We start from the raw sequence: 20,013 nt of genomic DNA on the forward strand, positions 1-20,013 counted from the left end.
TTTTATGTTTTTATAGAAGCTGAAAAAAATGCTAAAAAAAATACTTTTTGTTTTACTGATTTTGCCTGTTTTCTTGTTGGCGCAAGATAAACAAAGAGAAGTGTCTGATAATGTGACACGGTATTTTTATGACGATCATGTAGTGTCTATTGAGATTTGGTATGGAGCCGATAAAAAGCCAGACAGTTCTAAAACCTATTATTCAAGCGGGAAACTTAATGAAGTTTTTTATTTTGATAAAGACGGTAAAAAGAATGGAGATTGTTATCAGCTCAACAAACAAGGAGAGAAACTCGTAACATGGAACTTTTTACATGGAAAATTAACGAGCAGAGTTGATCATAAACTTCCTTTTAATAAAGATCAGGAAGAAACACTCAAGAAAGCATTAAAAATGCTGACAGAAATTAATACAAAGACCAATTTTAACCCAACAAGAATTAATGATCTCTATAATCGCGGGGTTTTAAGAATCAGTCTTGGCAATACAACATTGGCTATTGAGGATTTAAAAAAGGTTGAATATGCGATCGACAAAGATCCAAAAAACAAGAATTTAGTTTTATCAGATTCTGCCCAAAAGAAAACGGCGGCCTTTCGCAGTAAGCTTTATGATCGTATGGCAAGTATATATGGATCAATGGAAATGGAAAGTTTTGCATTCCATTATTATTTTAAAGCAATCCAGAATGCACCCAATGATTATCGCATTTTATATAATTTTGCAACATTGTTGCAGCAACGAAAATCGTATGATTTGGCGCGTTATTATTTAGAGAAAATTATAGCAGCAAAACCCGATCATGCACATGCCAGATGGGGACTTGCCAGATTGTACAGCGATATTGGCGAGTATGAAAAAGCAATGGATAATATCATGTTTGCTTTTGTATCTGAAAAAGCGATTATCGAAAGAACAATTGCATACGGCGGACGAGATTTAAGAACAACAAGAGGTTTAATCTATCATAAACTTGGAGAGTCAGACAAAGGAATTGTCGATTTAAAAATGGCACTGGAGATGGATAAAAACAATTCCTACGCGATGAAAAATCTTGGAATCATTTATCTAGATCAAAAAAAATATAATGATGCCTGTAAGTTGTTTACAAAAGCAAAAGAACTTAATTATACTTTAACGTATGATGAATTTGATCTCGATATGCTTTTAGAAAGTGCTTGCAATAAAACGCCGCCAAAAGAAGACGTAAAAAACAAGCCTTTTGTTTTTCCAAATCCAGCCGTGGCCACAATTACGGTTGAGAATTTAGAGGCTAAAAACTATGATTTTGAGTTTTTTAACTTTGAGTCTGTATCCGTTTTAAAAGGAAAAACAAGCGACGGAACTATAAATGTTTCGGGTTTGCTTTCGGGATTTTATATTTTAAAGATCACAATTGACGGTTCAGTTCAAACTTTTAAAATGATAAAAGAATAAATTTAAAAATTTCTTTATAAACCTTTAGATAAACCACATGCATCTGTGGGAAATATCTCTTTCCTCAAAAACTTTGTCATAATCTTAGGAAACATTTGCTTAAATTTGCTTCCGTTATAAAAAATATACAATAGTTATAAAAAACAAGCTATGTTACAAATCGCATTTATTAGAGAAAATCAGGAGAAAGTAATCAAGGCTTTAGCAAAACGAAATATCGATGCTAAAAGCGTTGTTGAAGAGGTGGTGAAATTAGATGAAAACCGTCGTGCTGCGCAAGTTGAGCTAGACAATATTTTATCTGAATCTAATAAATTGTCCAAAGATATAGGCGAATTAATGAAAGCGGGAGAGAAATCGAAAGCCGCAATTTTAAAAGAAAAAACCGTTTCATTAAAAGAAAAAAGTAAAGAACTTGGCGAAAAAGCAGAAGCTTTGGCTGTTGAACTGACTAATAAATTATACACGCTTCCAAATCTTCCGGCAGATATCGTTCCTGAAGGAAAAACTCCAGATGATAATTTGAATGTTTTTCAAGAAGGTGATATTCCAGTTTTGCACGAAGGTGCACAACCGCATTGGGAATTGGTTAAAAAATACGATATCATTGATTTTGAATTGGGTGTAAAAATTACTGGAGCTGGTTTTCCTGTTTACAAAGGAAAAGGAGCTCGTTTGCAACGCGCTTTAATTAATTATTTTTTAGATAAAAATACTGCAGCAGGATATAATGAAGTTCAAGTGCCGCATTTGGTAAACGAAGCTTCAGGTTACGGAACTGGGCAATTGCCAGATAAAGAAGGGCAGATGTATCACGCTGGAGTTGATGATTTATATTTGATTCCAACAGCTGAGGTGCCGGTTACCAATTTATTCCGTGACGTTATTTTAAACGAAAGCGAATTGCCAGTTTTACACACCGCTTATACACCATGTTTCCGTCGTGAAGCAGGTTCATATGGAGCGCACGTACGCGGATTAAACCGTTTGCACCAATTTGATAAAGTTGAAATTGTTCGTATCGAACATCCAGATAATTCATACCAAGCGCTTGACGGAATGGTAGAGCATATAAAGAATATTTTGCAGGAACTAAAATTGCCATACAGAATTTTACGTCTTTGCGGAGGTGATATGGGTTTCACATCAGCTTTAACCTATGATTTTGAAGTGTTTTCTACAGCGCAGGATCGTTGGTTAGAAATTAGTTCAGTTTCTAACTTCGAAACTTTTCAAGCAAACCGTTTAAAACTGCGTTTTAAAGACAAAGAAGGTAAAAACCAATTGGCACACACATTAAACGGAAGTTCATTGGCTTTGCCTAGAGTTTTAGCAGGAATTATAGAAAATTATCAAACACCAGAAGGAATCGTAATTCCAGAAGTTTTACGTCCTTACTGCGGTTTTGACATCATAAATTAAAAATTTCGTACATTTAGGGTTAAACCTAACAGGTTTTTTTAAACTTGTTAGGTTTTCTTAATTGTAACAGTCAGCATAATTAAAATTGAAGAGGATGAATGGAGTGTTAAATTGGAATGTAGATCCTGTTATTTATTGGATAACTGATAGTTTTCCTTTAAAGTATTACGGAGCGCTTTTTGCTTGCGGACTTTTATTAGGATATTATATCGTAAGGAATATTTACAAAAAGGAAAACCTTTCTGTCGAGAATCTTGACAGTCTGTTGGTTTATGTAATTGTTGGAACAATTTTGGGTGCAAGATTAGGGCATGTTTTTTTCTATGAGCCTGAATATTTTATGCAGCATCCGGTAGAAATTCTTTTGCCGATAAAAGAAACAGCAGGAGTTTATAAGTTCGTTGGATATCAAGGTTTAGCAAGTCACGGCGGATCAATTGGTGTTCTTATTGCATTGGTTTTATACTGTCGAAAATATCATGTAAAGTTTTTGTGGCTTTTAGATAAAATGGCAGTTGGAGTTCCGGTAACAGGAGCATTTATCAGGTTTGGAAATTTTATGAATTCTGAAATCTACGGAAAAGCTACTAACGGAAATTGGGGCGTTGTTTTTCAAAAAGACGATATGATTCCAAGGCATCCAACCCAACTGTATGAGGCATTTGCTTATTTAGTGATTTTTGGAATTTTGTTTAAAATGTATAAATCAGAAAGGATTAGAAATGCCAACGGATTGATTTTTGGAACCTTTTTGACACTATTGTTTTTAGCGAGATTTATAATTGAATTTTTTAAGGAAAATCAAGAAAGTTTTGAGAATAATATGCTTTTTAATATGGGACAATTATTGAGTATTCCTTTTATAATTATTGGCATAATTTTGATTGTTTTAAAATCAAGACAAAAAAATGATTACGCAGGAGTTTGATAATTACTGTGTTGAGATTCTACTATAGGCAACAAAAAGCTGCAACTTAATAAGCTGAATATGAAAAACATCTTTATCTATATCGTTTTGTTGTGGTCTGGTTTTGTGTTTTCGCAAAACGAGCAATTGGCAAATAATTATTACGAGAAAGGCGATTTTGAGAAAGCTAAACTGATTTATGAAGAGCTTTTAAAAGGTTCTCCCTCTAATACGCAGTATTTTTTAAGAACAGTAGACTGTTACCAACAGCTGCAAATGTATGATGTTGCCGAAAAAACGATTCAGGATCGTTATAACAAATACAAGCAAGGTGTTTTTTTAGTTGAATTAGGATATAATTTTCAGTTACAAAAAAATGATTCTAAGGCTAAATCGTACTACGAACAGGCAATCGATAAAATCAAAATAAGTCCTAATGATGTTTACGGAATTGGCAATTCTTTTGAGAAAAAAGTTCTGCTTGAATATGCCGTGAAAGCCTATCAAACGGGAATGCAGGTTCAGCCCAATTATAATTTTAACTTTCAAATCGGGATGTTATACGGTCAGCTTGGGAAAACAGATTTAATGATCGATATGCTGCTGACAGAATCGTATCAGAATCCCCAAAACTCCAATTTGATACAAACGCAACTTTCCCGTTTTATGAATGGAGAAACAGATAATACAGCATTTAAAGATGCTATGCGAAAAGCTTTGATTTTAAAAACACAAAAAGATCAGGATGTTTTTTGGAATCATTATCTAAGCTGGTTTTATGTACAACAAAAAGAATTTGGAAAAGCATTTATTCAAGAGAAAGCAATTTACAAACGCGAACCAGAATCATTAATAAGCATTGTAAACCTAAGTCAGTTTGCCATAAATGAAGATGATACAGATACAGCAGAAGAAATATTGAACTTCATTCTTCAAAACACCAAAGATTTAGATTTATTGGTAGAGAGCAACGCCCGTTTGATGCAGATTAAAATCGATAAAGCGCAGGAAAAAGATTATCCCGTAATTACAAATGAGCTGCAGCAATTGCTCACAACTTACGAAATAACTCCTTTTACCTTATCTTTGCAATTAATTCAAGCGCATTTTTTAGCTTTTAATTTAAAAAAGACAGAAGAAGCTAAGGCAATTGTAAAAAGAGCGCTGGAATTAAATTTGAATGCATATCAGCAGGCAGATGCCAAAATGGAACTTGCAGATATTTTGTTATTAGAAGAAAAATTCAATCAGGCATTAATTTATTATTCGCAGATTCAATTAGATCTAAAGAATGATGTTATGGTGTATGAAGCAAGTTTAAAAGCCGCTAAAACAAGTTATTTTAAAACTGATTTTGAGTGGGCTTTAACACAGTTTAAAGCATTAAAATCGGCAAACACACAATTGATTGCCAATGATGCTCTAGAGTATTTTTTGTTAATAAACGATAATAAAGCTGCCGATTCGACACAAACAGCTTTGAAACAGTTTGCAAAAGGTGATTTTTTAATTTATCAGAATAAAAAACAAGAAGCAATTGCACAGTTTCAAAGTATATTAAAGGCTTATAAAGGGCAGGAAATCGAAGCTGTTACAATGTTGCGTTTAGGTAAGATTTACGAAAGTTTGAAGGATTACAATTCGGCTTTAAGCCAATACCAGCAAATTATCGATCATCACAGTGATGGAATTTATGTTGATGAAGCGTTGTTTTTTTCGGCAGAAATTTACAACGACGAATTGCATGATATAGAAAAGGCAAAGCCTTTATATGAAAAGGTAATTTTTAATCATCAGGATAGTATTTACTTTGTTGATGCCAGAAAAAAATACCGAGAGTTAAGAGGGGATAAGAATTTATAAATTCCAAATCCCAAAGAAAAGAATTAATAATACGATGATTCAATAAGGAATTAAGAGTCTAAAAAGAAAAAACTTAGCATCTTAATACCTCAGAATCTCAGAATCTTTAGAAAAAATGATTATTTACAACGTTACAACCAATATACACGAAAGCGTTCACGACCAATGGTTAAAATGGATGCAGGAAAAACACATACCAGAAGTTTTAGCAACTCAAAAATTCTCATCGGCAAGAATTGTTAGAGTTTTAGTTGAAGAGGAAATGGGAGGTATTACATATTCAGTTCAATATATAACAGACAGTAAGGCTACTTTAGAAAAGTATTACCTTGAAGATGCGCCTAAATTAAGACAAGAAGCATTAGAATTATTTGCTGATAAAATGCTCTCTTTTAGAACAGAATTGGAGCTTATTTCAGAGCACTAGTTTGAGTTTTTAATCTCGGTTTTGCGTTTTTAGTTATAAAATCGGAACAAAAACTAAATAAAACTTTGTGTCTTTGAGTCTTAGTAGTAAAAAAGTTTGAGCCTTTGCAGCAAAAAGAATACTTTTGCGCCCTCGCGGCAAAACAAGATAGAAAATGGAAAAAGTAAAAGCCAAAAAACACTTAGGACAACATTTCCTTAAAGACGAAAGCATCGCAAAAGCAATTGCCGATACTTTGAGCTTAAAGGGATATGAAGAGGTTTTAGAAATAGGACCTGGTATGGGTGTGCTTACTAAGTATTTGCTCGAGAAACCAATTAATACTCACGTGATCGAAATTGATACCGAATCTGTGGCGTATTTAGGGGAGAACTATCCAAAATTAAAAGATCAGATTATCTCTAAAGATTTTCTGAAATACAATATACATGAAGTATACGGAGATAAACAATTTGCAATAATTGGAAATTTCCCTTATAATATCTCTACTCAAATTGTTTTTAGAACATTAGAGTTTAGAGACCAGATTCCTGAGTTTTCGGGAATGTTTCAAAAAGAAGTTGCAGAACGAATCTGCGAGAAAAAAGGCTCCAAAGCCTATGGAATCTTATCTGTTTTAGCACAGGCTTTCTATGATACTGAGTATCTGTTTACGGTAGATGAAAATGTTTTTATTCCTCCGCCCAAGGTCAAGTCGGGTGTGATGAAAATGACCCGAAAGGAAGATTACAGTCTTCCTTGTGGTGAAAAGTTATTTTTTACAGTAGTAAAAACGGCTTTTCAGCAAAGACGAAAAACATTACGTAACAGTTTGAAAACATTAAATTTATCTGATAATCTGCGAGAAGACACTATCTTTGATAAACGTCCGGAACAGCTGAGTGTCGAGGAATTTATTGTTTTGACTCAAAAAATAGAAGCCGATGGAGTTTAAAATCAGTAAAGAGCTCATTAAGGAAATAGCACAGCTTATTCAAGCTAAGAACAATAAAGAGCTAGAGATTTTATTGAATGACATGCACCATGCTGATTTCGCCGAAATACTTGACGAAATTGACATTGCAGATGCTACTTATATTTTTAAGGTTTTAGACAGTGAAAAAACAGCTGAAATTCTTTTAGAATTAGAGGATGATTTACGTGAGAAAATCTTAAACCGACTTTCGCCAAAAGAAATTGCAGAAGAGCTTGATGAGCTTGAAACAAATGATGCGGCAGATATTATTGGTGAGCTTTCGAAAGATCGAAAGGCTGAAGTAATTTCCGAACTTCAAGACGTTGAGCACGCAAAAAGTATTGTAGACTTACTTCGTTACGATGAAGATACTGCCGGAGGTATCATGCATAAAGAGTTAGTGAAAGTTAATGAAAACTGGAACGTTCTTACTTGTGTGAAAGAAATGCGTATTCAAGCCGAAAATGTTTCAAGAGTACATTCTATTTATGTGGTCGACGATGAAAATCGTCTTAAAGGCAGATTATCACTTAAGGATTTGCTGACTACATCTACTAAAACGCAAATTTCAGACATATACATTAGAAAATTGTATTCTGTAAATGTTGAAACACCAGATGTTGAGGTTGCTCGAATAATGGATAAATACGACTTGGAAGCAATACCTGTAGTAGATGAATTAGGACGTTTAGTGGGACGCATTACAATTGATGATATTATCGACGTCATAAAAGATGAAATCGAAAAAAGAGATACCGAAGATATTCAAAAGTTTGGAGGTCTTGAAGCGTTAGAACTTCCTTACGTTCAAACCCGACTTGGTGAAATGGTAAAAAAGAGAGCAACTTGGTTAGTTGTTCTGTTTATTGGTGAAATGTTTACCGCTTCGGCAATGGGATTTTTTGAAGGAGAAATCGAAAAAGCCGTTGTTCTAGCTTTATTTGTACCGCTTATTATTTCGAGTGGAGGAAATTCTGGTTCACAAGCCGCAACTTTGATTATTCGTGCTATGGCCTTAAAGGAACTTACCTTAAAGGATTGGTGGTATGTAATGAAAAAAGAAATTGCATCTGGATTTCTATTAGGTGCAATCTTAGGTATTGTTGGTTTTATTAGAATTTTAGTTTGGCAGCAAAGCGGATTGTATGAATATGGCGAGCATTGGTTGGCGATAGGAATGACAGTTTCACTTTCATTAGTATTTATTGTTTTGTGGGGAACGCTTTCAGGATCAATGATACCCTTTTTGTTGAAAAAACTTAAGCTGGATCCCGCAACTTCATCAGCACCTTTTGTTGCTACTTTGGTTGATGTAACCGGATTAGTGATTTACTTTACAATTGCGTCCTTACTCTTAAAAGGGAAATTGTTGTAAAATAAAATAGGTTTGTTTACTGCATTGAATTAGGGTTTTTACAGCCGCTAAAGGATTCTCGGCTTTTAGATTTTTGCCACAAATTGATAGATTACAGTGATTTAAAATGGGGAAAATCTACGTAATTTACATGCCGAAAAATGAGCTGTTAATCAGCCAACAATAAATTAAAACCAAGCAGGATGAAAGTACATATTATAGGGGGAGGAAACCTAGGCGTTTCTATTGCCTTAGGAATTGCAAAATTTTCAAAAAACAATCAAGTTACGGTAACAAGAAGAAACACTGCAAGTATTCAATATTTATCTGAATACGGAATTACAGTTTCTAATGACAATAAACATAATATTCAGGAAGCTGATGTAGTGATTTTAACCATAAAACCGTATCAAGTTGATACCGTTTTAGCTGAAATTCTGCCTGTTATTCAAAATAAAACTATTGCTTCTGCAGTAAGCGGATTATCTTTAGATATTCTTCAAGCGAAAACAAATAATGAATACCCAGTTGTGCGTATTATGCCCAACATTGCGGCACAGTTTGGAGAATCGGCAACCTGTATTTCTTTTCCAGAAAAAGACCGCGAAAAAGCACTGCCAATTGTTGATCTATTTCAAGACTTAGGAACAGCTCCGGTAATTGATGAAAAATTAATGGATGCAGCGACTGTTTTAGGTGCGTGTGGTACTGCATATGCTTTGCGTTACATTCGTGCCTCTATGCAGGCAGGGATTGAAATTGGATTCGATTCAAACACAGCTTTAGCAATTGCTGCACAAACCGTAAAAGGAGCGGCAAAGATGTTATTAGAAGAAAAAGTGCATCCAGAACAATTAATCGACCGCGTAACAACGCCTCAAGGCTGTACAATTGTTGGTTTGAATGAAATGGAACACAATGGTTTCAGTTCATCATTGATAAAAGGAATTAAGACTTCTTTGAAACAAATTAAAGGCTGAGAATAAATAAAATCAATCTTTAAAAATCCTAATTCCAAACTTGATAAGCTGGGAATTAGGATTTTTTATTTTTAGACTTTTTTCTTTTCCAAAACATATTTGAGGTAAGCAAAACCAAATAGACCAGATAATACAGAGGCAATTAAAATCGCTATTTTAGAAAACACAATAGTTTCTGGATCTGTAAAAGCAAGAATTGTGATAAAAATAGACATTGTAAAACCAATACCTCCAAGCATTCCTGCTCCTAAAATATGCGCCCATTTTAAGTTTTTAGGTAAAGCACATAATCCGGCACTTACACCAATTGACGAAAAAAGTAAGATTCCTAATGGTTTTCCAACGACCAATCCTAGAATAATTCCAAAAGTATTTGGGTGATTTAATCCTTCATGCCAGTCAGATTCGATTGCGATACAAGTATTTGCAACAGCAAAAAGAGGTAAAATTACAAAGGCAACTGGTTTGTGTAAAAAATGCTGCAGTTTATAAGAAGAAGATTGCTCATCTCCATTACCAAACGGAATCACAAAAGCGAGAATAACACCTGTAATAGTAGCATGAACACCAGAATTAAGCATAAAATACCACATAACAACTCCGCCAATTAGGTATGGAATTAGATTGTGAATTTTCATTCGATTCAAAACAAACAAGAAAATCCATATTCCTAATGCAATAGCAAGATTTACAAAAGCAATCGAAGTGGTGTAAAATACTGCAATTACTATTATAGCGCCTAAATCGTCAATAACTGCCAGAGCAGTTAAAAAAACTTTTAGAGACGATGGCACTTTGCTTCCTAAAAGTGAAAGAATACCAATTGCAAAAGCAATATCTGTTGCCATCGGAATTCCTGCACCATTTTGGGTTGCTGTTCCAAAGTTTAACGCTAGAAATATAGCGGCAGGAACCAGCATTCCTCCAAAAGCGGCCATTATAGGAAGGGAAGCATTTTTTATACTGGACAATTCACCATGATAAATTTCTCGCTCTAATTCTAAACCAATTAATAAAAAGAAAATAGTCATTAAACCGTCATTAATCCAATGCGTAATAGAATGACCATTGAAATCTTTTTCCCAAAACGAGATATATTCAGCAGCATAAGAAGAGTTAGCCAGATACAACGAAACAATGGTAACAAATAATAGAAGCAGCCCGCCTGATTTTTCGTTTTCAAAAAAGGCTTTAAAAGTTTTGGTTAGTTTCATTTGAAGGGTATAATAATTTAGAAAGAAAGAATTTTCTTTAACTCCTGTTTTTCAAAGTTAAAAAAAAATATAACCAATAAAAAATTCTGAAGTTTTGTAATGAAGTATTTCTTTTCTAAAGCCATAAAAAAACCGCCTAAAATTGGCGGTTTTAAAATTTTTTTAGAGAGCAGCGGCAGCTTCTAGAATTAAAGAACTTACTTCTTTTGGTTTTGATGCCAGAGATGCATGTCCAGTGTCTAAATGAATGATTTTTTTAGCATTTAATTGTTCTGCCATTTCTTTTTGAGTTTCCGGAGGAATCATATTATCGTGATTAGAAATTTGATACCAGCTTGGTTTAGTTTTCCAAGCAGGTTCGCCCGCTTGATCTCCAAAACATTGACCATGTATTGGTTTTTGAGCTAGTGCCATAACTAAAGCTCTTTCTTCGTCTAAATCTTGTCCAAATGATTTGTGAAATTCATCATACTTAATCCACAAAAATCCTTTAGGATCAGGATAGATACTGGCGCCTCCCGAGCCGGCTCTGCGTCCTAAAAGAGCACCTAAGCTGTCTCCTGCATCTGGTGCAAAAGCAGCAATATAAACTAAGCCTGCAACTTTGTCGTGATTTCCCGCTCCAGAAATTACTGCACCTCCGTATGAATGCCCAACCAGCAGTACCTTGCCGTCTTGAGCATCAATTAAATCTTTTGTTTTATTTATATCGTCTTGTAAAGAGGTTAAAGGATTTTGAACACTGCGTACTTTGTATCCTTTTTTTGTCAGTTCAGGAATTACATATTGCCAATGTGATCCATCTCCCCACGCTCCGTGAACCAAAATAATGGTTAAATCTTGTGTTGCCATAATTGTTTTACTGTTTAATTGGTTAAAATATAAATTGCTTATTTAGAACTTAGAATCAATTTGTTCAAACGATTAATCAACTGTTTTTTAGGTTAAGAAAGAATGAAGTGATGTTTTGTTATTTGTTTGATTAACAGTTGTATATAAAATTATAAAAATTAATTGATTAACTATTGCGGTGATTTGTTTTTGTAATTATAAAGTGAAGATTAAAGCAGTTCTTAGTTGGTTTGAAAGGCATTTCTTTAATTTATTGAAAGTATAGGTGAGTTTTTTTAAGGTTGTCAGCGTTCATGGGATTAATAAATCAATAAAAAACTAAGAGAATTAACCGTATTTTTGTTTTAATAAATTAAATAAAAATGAGTGTAAAAATTCTACATATCGATAGTAACCATCCAATTCTATGGAAGCAATTGGAAGAGGCTGGTTTTGAAAATTATGCCGATTTTACTTCTTCTAAAGAAGAAATTGAGGCGAAAATTCAAGATTATAATGGAATCGTAATTCGCAGCCGATTCAAAATCGACAAAACATTTCTAGATAAGGCAGTCAATTTGCAGTTTATTGCAAGAGTTGGAGCAGGTCTAGAAAGTATTGATTGTGATTATGCTCTGGATAAGGATATCGAATTAATTGCTGCTCCTGAAGGGAATTGCAATGCCGTGGCAGAACATACTTTAGGAATGATTCTCTCTCTTTTTAATAAATTGAATATTGCCGATTATGAAATTCGCTCTGGTCAATGGAATAGAGAAAGTAATCGCGGTCATGAACTTGATGGTAAAACCGTTGGGATTATTGGATATGGAAATATGGGTAAGGCTTTTGCAAAAAAACTGAGAGGATTTGATGTTGAAGTTTTATGCTATGACATTCAAGATAATGTAGGCGATGAAAATGCTAGACAAGTGTCATTAAAAGAACTTCATGAAAAAACCGATGTGTTGAGCTTGCATATTCCGTGGACTCCTGAAACAGATAAAATGGTTGATGCTGCATTTATTAATGAATTCAAAAAGCCAATATGGATCATTAATACTTCACGAGGAAAAAATATTGTAACGGCAGATTTGGTCGCAACAATGAAATTAGGAAAAGTACTTGGCGCAGGTTTGGATGTTTTAGAGTATGAAAAACTATCTTTTGAAACACTTTTTCAAGATAAAAATACGCCAGAAGCTTTTCAATATCTTTTAGATGGAAGAAAAGTAATCTTAACACCGCACATTGCCGGATGGACTTTTGAAAGCCATGAGCGCCTTGCGCAGGTTATTGTAGATAAAATAAAAGCCATTTATAAAAAGTAAAGAAAGACAACTATAATAGTTAACAGTTTATAACGAGTTTTTTCTTGTGAAAAAACTCGCGTCATAATTAGTTTATAAAATTAATTTTTGATAATATTGTTGCGATTTTAACAAAAAATATAGTGTAATAACTTAAAACAGATATAAATGGAAACTACAAAACCAGAAGCGTGGAATACGCCATCAGCTCCAAGAGAAGAAAATAAAAAAGTTACTGCCGGAATTTTAGGAATTTTAGTTGGAGCTTTAGGGATTCATAAATTCTATTTGGGTTATACAAAAGAAGGAATAATTCAAATACTACTTAACCTTTTATGTGGATTAGGTAGTCTAATAGGACTTATAGAAGGAATAATCTATCTGACTAAAACTGATGAAGATTTTTATCAAACGTATCAAGTTGGTAAAAAAGGCTGGTTCTAAAATACAAATAGTCCCATTCGCAATTCGCAAATGGGATTTTTTTTGATTTTTAAAGGCATAGTGTTAAAGCAAGAAAAAATAGGTTATTTCTTGTAATTTTTATATTTGCAAAAAAATGGAGTACCCGAAAATCCACAAATAGAGTAGGAACCAACCAAAACCAAAATTTTATAATGGATACACAAAAAGTCGATATGTTCATGATGATGAACGCGAAGTATTTTGAAGGACATCATTTAAGTGCAATCAGGGAAAAACTTTTAAGCTTAGACGAGAGTCAATGGCAAAGATTACAATTAACTCAATTTAAAGACCCAACGACTGCTTTGTTGATTTCTATTTTTGCAGGAGCATATGGTATCGACCGTTTTTATATTGGTGATACAGGAATGGGAGTTGGTAAATTACTTACCTGTGGAGGTTTTATGATTTGGGCTATTGTAGATTGGTTTTTGATTCAAGGAGCAACAAGAGAGAAAAATGCAATGGCATTTAACAATACATTTTTGTAAAATATGAGAAAAAACAAGCTGTATGCATTAATTTTAATTGCTTGTTTTTTGGGGTATAGTTGGTTGTTCTTTTTTGATTTTGTATCACATTTAGAATCTGATCATGATTTTACGGTCTGTCTTTTTAAAAGAATAACCACTATTCCTTGCCCTTCTTGTGGAACTACACGAGCAGTGGATAGTTTTTTTAAAGGAAATATACTCACTTCTTTATATCTAAATCCATTCGGGATTATAGTAACGGGAATTATGCTTATCACCCCAGGCTGGATTGTGTTTGATTACTTCACAAAAAGACAATCCTTTTACGATTTCTACATTAAAACAGAAAAAATAGTTAGGACAAGAAAAATTGCAATTCTATTGATTATTTTAGTGATTATCAATTGGATTTGGAATATAAACAAACAAATATGACCGCATTAAATAAGTTTAATTACAAGCCTTATGATAGTGAGTTAGAAAGAGCATCAAATAGTTATTTGATGTCACTTGTTGCTGTGCTGGGAGGTTTGCCTTTGCCTATTATGAATTTATTGGCATCTATTTTCTTTTATTTAGGAAACAGAAAAAGTACAGCTTTTGTTAAATGGCATTGCACGCAAGCATTATTGGCGCAATTAGGAATGTTCTTTTTTAACACAGTAGGTTTTTGGTGGACCATTTCGATTATATTCAAAGAGGGAGAATTTACCAATACATACATTGCTTATATATTAACTATAATAGGCTTTAATCTTGTTGAGTTCGTTTTTACCTTATATCTCGCAAGCCAGACTAGAAAAGGAAATCATATCGAAATATATTTTTTTGCTGATATTACTAATTTAATTTGTAAAACCAATGAAAACAATATTTAGAGGATTAACCATTGTAGGAGTTTTTTTTGGGATATGGTTTTTATTGGCACAGATAGATTATATAACTTTCTTTAAAATTAATAAAGCTAAAAGTGATACCGAAAAAAGAGTTGGCGATATAATTTGGGATCAAATTAAAATGACAGAAGATTTAATCATAAATGATTCTATTGCCAAGTCACTAGATAAATTACTAAAACCATTATGTAAAGAAAATGGAATAGTTCGCGATAGTCTTAAAGTATATATCATTAAGAAAGATGAGGTGAATGCATTTGCTTTGCCAGACGGGCATTTGGTAGTGTATTCAGGTTTGATTGAAGCTTCAAAAAATGAGCAAGCCTTAATAGGAGTGTTAGGTCATGAAATTGCTCATATTGAGAACGATCATGTTATGAAAAAATTATCTAAAGAAGTTGGTTTCTCTGTTCTTATGTCTATTACAACAGGCAATAATAATGTAGGCATAATAAAAGAAATAATGCATACATTGTCATCTACAGCTTATGATCGTTCACTTGAGAAAGAAGCAGACATTACGAGTGTAGAGTATATGTTGAAAGCAAAAATAGATCCAGCTCCATTTGCAGATTTTCTTTATGATATGTCATTTGATAAAAATTTTGAAGGGGCTTTATCTTGGATAAGTACACATCCAGAGTCTGAAGCAAGAGCTAAATATATCTTAGAATATATAAAAGGTAAAAAGCTAGAGAAAAAAAAGATATTATCTCAAGAAGAATGGGATGGTTTTAAAAAATCTATAGTTGATTATGAAAATTAATAACTCTTTCAATTAGTTTTTTAAGTCAAATAAAAGTAATTTGCATAAAATAGTAAAAAATCCCATTCAGTAATGAATGGGATTTTTGTTTGTAAGCAGCTCAGTCTTAAAAAAATGTCTTTTTTTGATACTATAATGTCGGTTAGTTTCTTTAAATAATTGTAAAAGTAAGTAATCTTGAACTTTGTTAAGAAGTAATGGAGTAACTGAAAATCCATAAAGAGTAGGGCAATTTTAAAGATTTTATTATGTTAGAAATGTACAAAAAAGTAGTTATGGAAAACTACGCAAACTTTAACGGAAGAGCCAGAAGAAGAGAATATTGGATGTTCTTTTTGTTGAATGTTATAATAGGTTATGGTTTGTTGTTTGGTTTAGGCTTTATTTCTCCTAAATTAACAATCGTAAGCACTATTTACAGTTTAGCAGTCTTAATTCCTGGAATTGCTGTTGCAATTAGAAGAATGCATGATATTGGTAAAAGCGGCTGGTATATTCTTATTCCAATTTACAATATCGTATTACTTGCTACTGAAGGTGAAAAAGGATCAAATCAATATGGTGCAGATCCTAAAAATGGATTAGAAGAATTAGATGAAATTGGAAAAGAATAAAGTCTAATTTGTTTTTAAATAAGCGTTGAAACTAAAAAAATCCCATTTGTAATTACAAATGGGATTTTTTTAGTTTTGAGAGATTACAGCTAATCTTCTTTTTCAGATAATTTACGCTCTAATTCTATTTGAAATTCTTCAATAACGGGTTTCATAGTGCTTTCTGGAATATCAGCGATTCTGATGTACATTAAGCCGTCAACAGCGTTATTAAACAAAGGATCTACGTTGAAAGCAACAACACGAGCATTTTGTTTGATGTATTTTTTGATTAAAACAGGTAAACGTAAATTTCCTGGTTCTAATTCATCAATGATTTTATCAAATTTATTTAAATCAGATTCAGCTTCGTCGAAGATAAAGTCTTTATCTGCATCTTTTAATTTTACTTTATAAGCTTTCTTCGGATGAATGTATTGTGCAATATAAGGGTCGTAATAATTTGATTTCATGAACTCGATCATCAACGATTTAGAGAAATCAGAAAATTGATTACTGATACTTACGCCGCCTAATAAATATTTGTGTTCAGGATGGCGAAGAGTAGTGTGAATAATTCCTTTCCATAACAAAAACAAAGGCATTGGTTTTTGCTGATATTCACGAATGATAAAAGCACGTCCCATTTCAATAGATTTATGCATCATATCGTGAAGTTCTGGTTCAAATCTAAAAAGATCTGTCAAGTAGAAACCTTCGATACCATATTTTGGATAAATCTCAGAACCTAATCCCATGCGGTAAGCACCTGCAATTTTTTTGGTTTCATCATCCCATAAAAACATATGGTGATAATACTTGTCGTATTCGTCTAAGTCAATAGATTCGTTGGTTCCTTCACCTACTTCTCTAAAGGTAATTTCACGCAGACGACCTATTTCATGCAGAATATTAGGAATCGATTTTGCACGTGCAAAAAATACTTCGTAATTTTTGCTTTGCAGCAGGCGGCAATCACTATTTCTTAACGCATTAACTTCGTCAATCATTTTTGATTCGTTCGCCGGAGTAACAATTTTTTTAGGTGCTTTTGCTATTTTTAAACTAGCAGTGTCAATCAATTTGGTGTCTTTTTCAAATGGATTAGCCAGCATATAAGTTTTCTTTCTCAAGAACTCAGAATATTCTTCAAACGATTCGATTTCGTTTTGTTCGTTTACCGAAATTGGTTTTCCAATACGAACTTTAATCACGCGATCTTTTTGTGTCAGTAATTCCGAAGGTAATTTTGCAGTACGCAAAGTATCATCAATTTTAGAAAGCCAGTAGAATAATTTACTGTTTTTAGCATGAAAATAAATGGGTACAACAGGAACTTTGGCTTTTCTAATTAATTTTAAAGCGCCTTCTTCCCAAGGTTTGTCAACTACTAATTTTCCGTCTTTATAAGTCGAAACTTCACCGGCTGGGAATATTCCTAAAGGTTTTCCGTCGCTTAAGTGGCGTAAAGTTTCTTTGATTCCGACCACGCTTGATTTAACATCCTTGTGATTTTCAAAAGGATTTACAGGCATGATGTATTTTTTAAGAGGAACAATTCGGTGCAATAAAAAATTAGCGATAATCTTGAAATTTGGTTCTCTTTCGAGCATTAATTTCAAAAGTAAAATACCATCAATTCCTCCAAGCGGGTGGTTTGAGATGGTAATATAAGCGCCGTCTTTAGGCAAACGTTTTAAATCTTCTTCAGGAATTTCAAATTTGATTTCCATTTCATCCAAAATCCCGTTTAAAAACGCAACATCCTCTAAGTGTTTATTGTGGTCGTAAATTTTATTTAGGGTAGAGATCTTAAGGACCTTCATAAGAATCCAGCCTGAAAAAGTACCAAATACTCCGTACTTATCAACATTTATTGCTTTTGCAACTTCTTTCGCGGTAACTAAACCCATGTACTATTTTTAAATTATTAGAGCAGCCAACAAAGATAACAAAAAACTCTACTTTTCGTTTATTCAAACGCAAACTTTCCACTTTTTTATTACATTTGGAATCCTTAAAAATACAATCTGATGAAAATTATTTCTTATAATGTAAACGGAATTCGTGCTGCAATTAACAAAGGTTTTATCGAATGGCTGCAACAGGCAAATCCTGATGTAATCTGCCTTCAAGAAATCAAAGCTACGCAGGATCAAATTCCGGTTGACGATATTACGGCCGCAGGCTATCCTTATCAATATTATTATCCTGCAACAAAAAAAGGTTATAGTGGTGTTGCAATTTTATCCAAAACAAAACCCAATAATGTAGTTTACGGTACAGGAATTCATCATATGGATTTTGAAGGACGTAATCTGCGTGCAGATTTTGATGATGTTTCGGTAATGAGTTTATACCTTCCGTCAGGAACAAATATTGAAAGGTTAGACCATAAATTTATGTTTATGGATGATTTTCAAACATATATTAACGAATTGAAATTAGCAATTCCGAATCTAATTATTTGCGGTGACTACAACATTTGCCACGAAGCAATAGATATCCATGATCCAGTGCGTAATAAAACAGTTTCAGGATTTTTACCTGCTGAACGTGCGTGGCTGGATGCTTTTATGAAATCTGGTTTTATAGACAGTTTTCGTCATTTTAATAAAGATCCCCATCACTATTCGTGGTGGAGTTATCGTGCAGGAGCGAGAGGAAATAATAAAGGCTGGCGTATCGATTATAACTTAGTAAGCGCTCCGATGGAACATCGTTTAAAACGTGCTGTGATTCTTCCAGATGCGATGCATTCAGATCATTGTCCGGTTTTAGTTGAGATTGAGTAAAATTTGGTACTGTTCTTGTTGAGAGAAATGGGGTTCGGAAATTCTGATAAATTGAATTTTGCTTTTATTTTAAAGGAAAAGTTCATTTAGATTTTATTCGAATTATCGTTTAAATCAGGAATTAATAATACGTTTGAAATAAAAAAATAGAAAATAAAATGATTAAGAAAGCTTCGATAGGATTAGTGGTTTTGGCTTTGTCTCTGACTTCTTGTGTGTCTAAAAAGATTTATAATGATTTGGAAACAAAGTATTCAGATCTTAAAAAAGAAAACCGTTCGATTGCAGATCAAAATGCCGATTTGCAAAAGTCTAAGAATCAGTTGGAATTAGAACGCGACAATTTAACCAAAGATTTGAACAGCACAAAAGATGAATTGGCAAAGCAAAAAGCTGATTTAGCTGCTGCGCAAAATAAATATAAGGTTTTACAAGATTCATACAATGCTCTTGAAAAAAACAGCAATGATGCATTGGAGAAAAATATGAATAAAAACCGCGAATTGTTAGCGCAATTAGAAGCAAAATCAAAAAAACTGGCTGAAGAACAAGCAAGTCTTGATAAAACAGCAAGCCGATTAAAAGAGCTTGAAGATATGATTGCCGCTAAAGAGGAATCAATGCGCAAACTGAAAGAAACTTTATCGAAAGCTTTAAATGGTTTTGAAGGTAAAGGTTTGACAGTGGAGCAAAAGAACGGAAAAGTGTATGTTTCTATGGAGAATAAACTGCTTTTCAATTCAGGAAGCTGGGCTGTTGGAACAGAGGGAAGAAAAGCTGTTGTCGAATTAGGAAAAGTTCTAGGCGACAATCCTGATCTTTCAGTTCTTATTGAAGGACATACAGATGATGATCCATATGCTGGTTCTGGACCAATTGCAAACAACTGGGATTTGTCTACTAAAAGAGCAACTGCAATTGTAGCTATTTTAAGTGAAAATGCTAAAATCAACAAACAAAAATTGACTGCGGCTGGAAGAAGTGAATTCTCTCCTTTGGCAAGTAATGCTACTCCAGAAGGAAAAGCTAAAAACCGCAGAATCGAAATTATTTTAACTCCAAGATTAGACGAGATTGCAGAGATGCTTAATAGTATAAATTAAGAAGCTGAGGTTCTGAGGAACTAAGGTGCTAAGATTTTTTAAAAGGTTCAAAGTTTTGCTTTGAGCCTTTTTTATTGCTTTGAATTTAACTAAGTACCTCAGAAAAACTTGTAGTTTTTTTAACTATTCCGAAATTTTCATTTGAAGAATAGCATCGTATCTTTGAAGCTTATTATTCGAAAAAAGAAACCTTAGAATCTTGGTTTCTTAGAACCTTAGTA

At 33.3% G+C, this 20,013-nt stretch carries 20 protein-coding genes; 17 read left to right on the plus strand and 3 right to left on the minus strand.

Going from position 1 to position 20,013, the window contains the following annotated elements; all coding sequences use genetic code 11:
* Positions 1 to 28: 28 nt before the first annotated feature.
* The 8 genes from ACHRVL_RS03955 (at position 29) to proC (ending at position 9,346) form a co-directional block, all read left to right on the plus strand.
* Positions 29 to 1,438 carry a tetratricopeptide repeat protein gene (locus ACHRVL_RS03955; protein WP_395410491.1) on the plus strand — a complete coding sequence of 470 codons (1,410 nt, stop codon included), beginning with the start codon at positions 29 to 31 and terminating at the stop codon, positions 1,436 to 1,438.
* A 150-nt stretch (positions 1,439 to 1,588) separates the two neighbouring features.
* The gene (gene serS / locus ACHRVL_RS03960; protein WP_395410494.1) at positions 1,589 to 2,860 is read left to right on the plus strand and encodes a serine--tRNA ligase; all 1,272 of its coding nucleotides are present in this window, start codon (positions 1,589 to 1,591) and stop codon (positions 2,858 to 2,860) included.
* Between the two features lie 94 nt (positions 2,861 to 2,954).
* Positions 2,955 to 3,788, plus strand: coding sequence for a prolipoprotein diacylglyceryl transferase (lgt, locus tag ACHRVL_RS03965; RefSeq protein ID WP_395410496.1), 834 nt, complete (start codon positions 2,955 to 2,957; stop codon positions 3,786 to 3,788).
* Between the two features lie 60 nt (positions 3,789 to 3,848).
* Positions 3,849 to 5,630, plus strand: a complete 1,782-nt coding sequence (locus ACHRVL_RS03970) for a tetratricopeptide repeat protein (RefSeq protein WP_395410499.1) — start codon at positions 3,849 to 3,851, stop codon at positions 5,628 to 5,630.
* A 115-nt stretch (positions 5,631 to 5,745) separates the two neighbouring features.
* Positions 5,746 to 6,057: a DUF4286 family protein gene (locus ACHRVL_RS03975; RefSeq protein WP_089053389.1), complete on the plus strand. Its 312-nt coding sequence runs from the start codon at positions 5,746 to 5,748 to the stop codon at positions 6,055 to 6,057.
* A 154-nt stretch (positions 6,058 to 6,211) separates the two neighbouring features.
* Positions 6,212 to 6,991 carry a 16S rRNA (adenine(1518)-N(6)/adenine(1519)-N(6))-dimethyltransferase RsmA gene (gene rsmA, locus ACHRVL_RS03980; protein WP_089053388.1) on the plus strand — a complete coding sequence of 260 codons (780 nt, stop codon included), beginning with the start codon at positions 6,212 to 6,214 and terminating at the stop codon, positions 6,989 to 6,991.
* On the plus strand, positions 6,981 to 8,387 hold the full coding sequence (gene mgtE, locus ACHRVL_RS03985) for a magnesium transporter (protein WP_395410501.1): 1,407 nt from the start codon (positions 6,981 to 6,983) through the stop codon (positions 8,385 to 8,387). The genes rsmA and mgtE overlap by 11 nt, the downstream gene beginning before the upstream one ends.
* Positions 8,388 to 8,569: 182 nt before the next feature.
* The gene (proC, locus tag ACHRVL_RS03990) at positions 8,570 to 9,346 is read left to right on the plus strand and encodes a pyrroline-5-carboxylate reductase (protein WP_395410503.1); all 777 of its coding nucleotides are present in this window, start codon (positions 8,570 to 8,572) and stop codon (positions 9,344 to 9,346) included.
* 71 nt (positions 9,347 to 9,417) lie between these two features.
* On the opposite strand, the gene nhaA is transcribed toward proC, so the two are convergent.
* Positions 9,418 to 10,560, minus strand: a complete 1,143-nt coding sequence (gene nhaA / locus ACHRVL_RS03995) for a Na+/H+ antiporter NhaA (protein ID WP_395410506.1) — start codon at positions 10,558 to 10,560, stop codon at positions 9,418 to 9,420.
* Between the two features lie 162 nt (positions 10,561 to 10,722).
* Positions 10,723 to 11,412 carry an alpha/beta hydrolase gene (locus ACHRVL_RS04000; protein WP_395410509.1) on the minus strand — a complete coding sequence of 230 codons (690 nt, stop codon included), beginning with the start codon at positions 11,410 to 11,412 and terminating at the stop codon, positions 10,723 to 10,725.
* A gap of 362 nt (positions 11,413 to 11,774) precedes the next feature.
* Between ACHRVL_RS04000 and ACHRVL_RS04005 the strand changes: the two genes are divergently transcribed.
* The 7 genes from ACHRVL_RS04005 (at position 11,775) to ACHRVL_RS04035 (ending at position 15,915) form a co-directional block, all read left to right on the plus strand.
* Positions 11,775 to 12,722 carry a 2-hydroxyacid dehydrogenase gene (locus ACHRVL_RS04005; protein ID WP_089053383.1) on the plus strand — a complete coding sequence of 316 codons (948 nt, stop codon included), beginning with the start codon at positions 11,775 to 11,777 and terminating at the stop codon, positions 12,720 to 12,722.
* Between the two features lie 147 nt (positions 12,723 to 12,869).
* Entirely contained in the window at positions 12,870 to 13,145 is a 276-nt protein-coding gene (locus ACHRVL_RS04010) for a TM2 domain-containing protein (RefSeq protein ID WP_395410512.1), read from the plus strand.
* A 173-nt stretch (positions 13,146 to 13,318) separates the two neighbouring features.
* Positions 13,319 to 13,657 (plus strand): TM2 domain-containing protein, encoded by a 339-nt coding sequence (locus ACHRVL_RS04015; RefSeq protein ID WP_395410514.1) that lies wholly within the window; start codon positions 13,319 to 13,321, stop codon positions 13,655 to 13,657.
* A gap of 3 nt (positions 13,658 to 13,660) precedes the next feature.
* Positions 13,661 to 14,074 carry a DUF2752 domain-containing protein gene (locus ACHRVL_RS04020; protein ID WP_395410516.1) on the plus strand — a complete coding sequence of 138 codons (414 nt, stop codon included), beginning with the start codon at positions 13,661 to 13,663 and terminating at the stop codon, positions 14,072 to 14,074.
* Positions 14,071 to 14,517, plus strand: coding sequence for a hypothetical protein (locus tag ACHRVL_RS04025; protein ID WP_395410518.1), 447 nt, complete (start codon positions 14,071 to 14,073; stop codon positions 14,515 to 14,517). The genes ACHRVL_RS04020 and ACHRVL_RS04025 overlap by 4 nt, the downstream gene beginning before the upstream one ends.
* On the plus strand, positions 14,501 to 15,301 hold the full coding sequence (locus ACHRVL_RS04030; RefSeq protein ID WP_395410521.1) for a M48 family metallopeptidase: 801 nt from the start codon (positions 14,501 to 14,503) through the stop codon (positions 15,299 to 15,301). Before ACHRVL_RS04025 ends, ACHRVL_RS04030 begins: the two co-directional genes overlap by 17 nt.
* 248 nt (positions 15,302 to 15,549) lie before the next feature.
* Positions 15,550 to 15,915: a DUF805 domain-containing protein gene (locus ACHRVL_RS04035; RefSeq protein WP_395410523.1), complete on the plus strand. Its 366-nt coding sequence runs from the start codon at positions 15,550 to 15,552 to the stop codon at positions 15,913 to 15,915.
* Between the two features lie 89 nt (positions 15,916 to 16,004).
* Here ACHRVL_RS04035 and ACHRVL_RS04040 read toward each other — a convergent pair whose 3' ends face one another.
* Positions 16,005 to 17,807 (minus strand): lysophospholipid acyltransferase family protein, encoded by a 1,803-nt coding sequence (locus tag ACHRVL_RS04040; RefSeq protein WP_129023717.1) that lies wholly within the window; start codon positions 17,805 to 17,807, stop codon positions 16,005 to 16,007.
* A 120-nt stretch (positions 17,808 to 17,927) separates the two neighbouring features.
* On the opposite strand from ACHRVL_RS04040, the gene ACHRVL_RS04045 reads away from it, so the two are divergent.
* Positions 17,928 to 18,689, plus strand: coding sequence for an exodeoxyribonuclease III (locus ACHRVL_RS04045; RefSeq protein WP_395410525.1), 762 nt, complete (start codon positions 17,928 to 17,930; stop codon positions 18,687 to 18,689).
* 158 nt (positions 18,690 to 18,847) lie between these two features.
* Positions 18,848 to 19,792: an OmpA family protein gene (locus tag ACHRVL_RS04050; protein WP_395410528.1), complete on the plus strand. Its 945-nt coding sequence runs from the start codon at positions 18,848 to 18,850 to the stop codon at positions 19,790 to 19,792.
* Positions 19,793 to 20,013: the final 221 nt, after the last annotated feature.

This window comes from Flavobacterium sp. FlaQc-28, from assembly GCF_044007415.1.
Taxonomy (GTDB): Bacteria; Bacteroidota; Bacteroidia; order Flavobacteriales; family Flavobacteriaceae; genus Flavobacterium.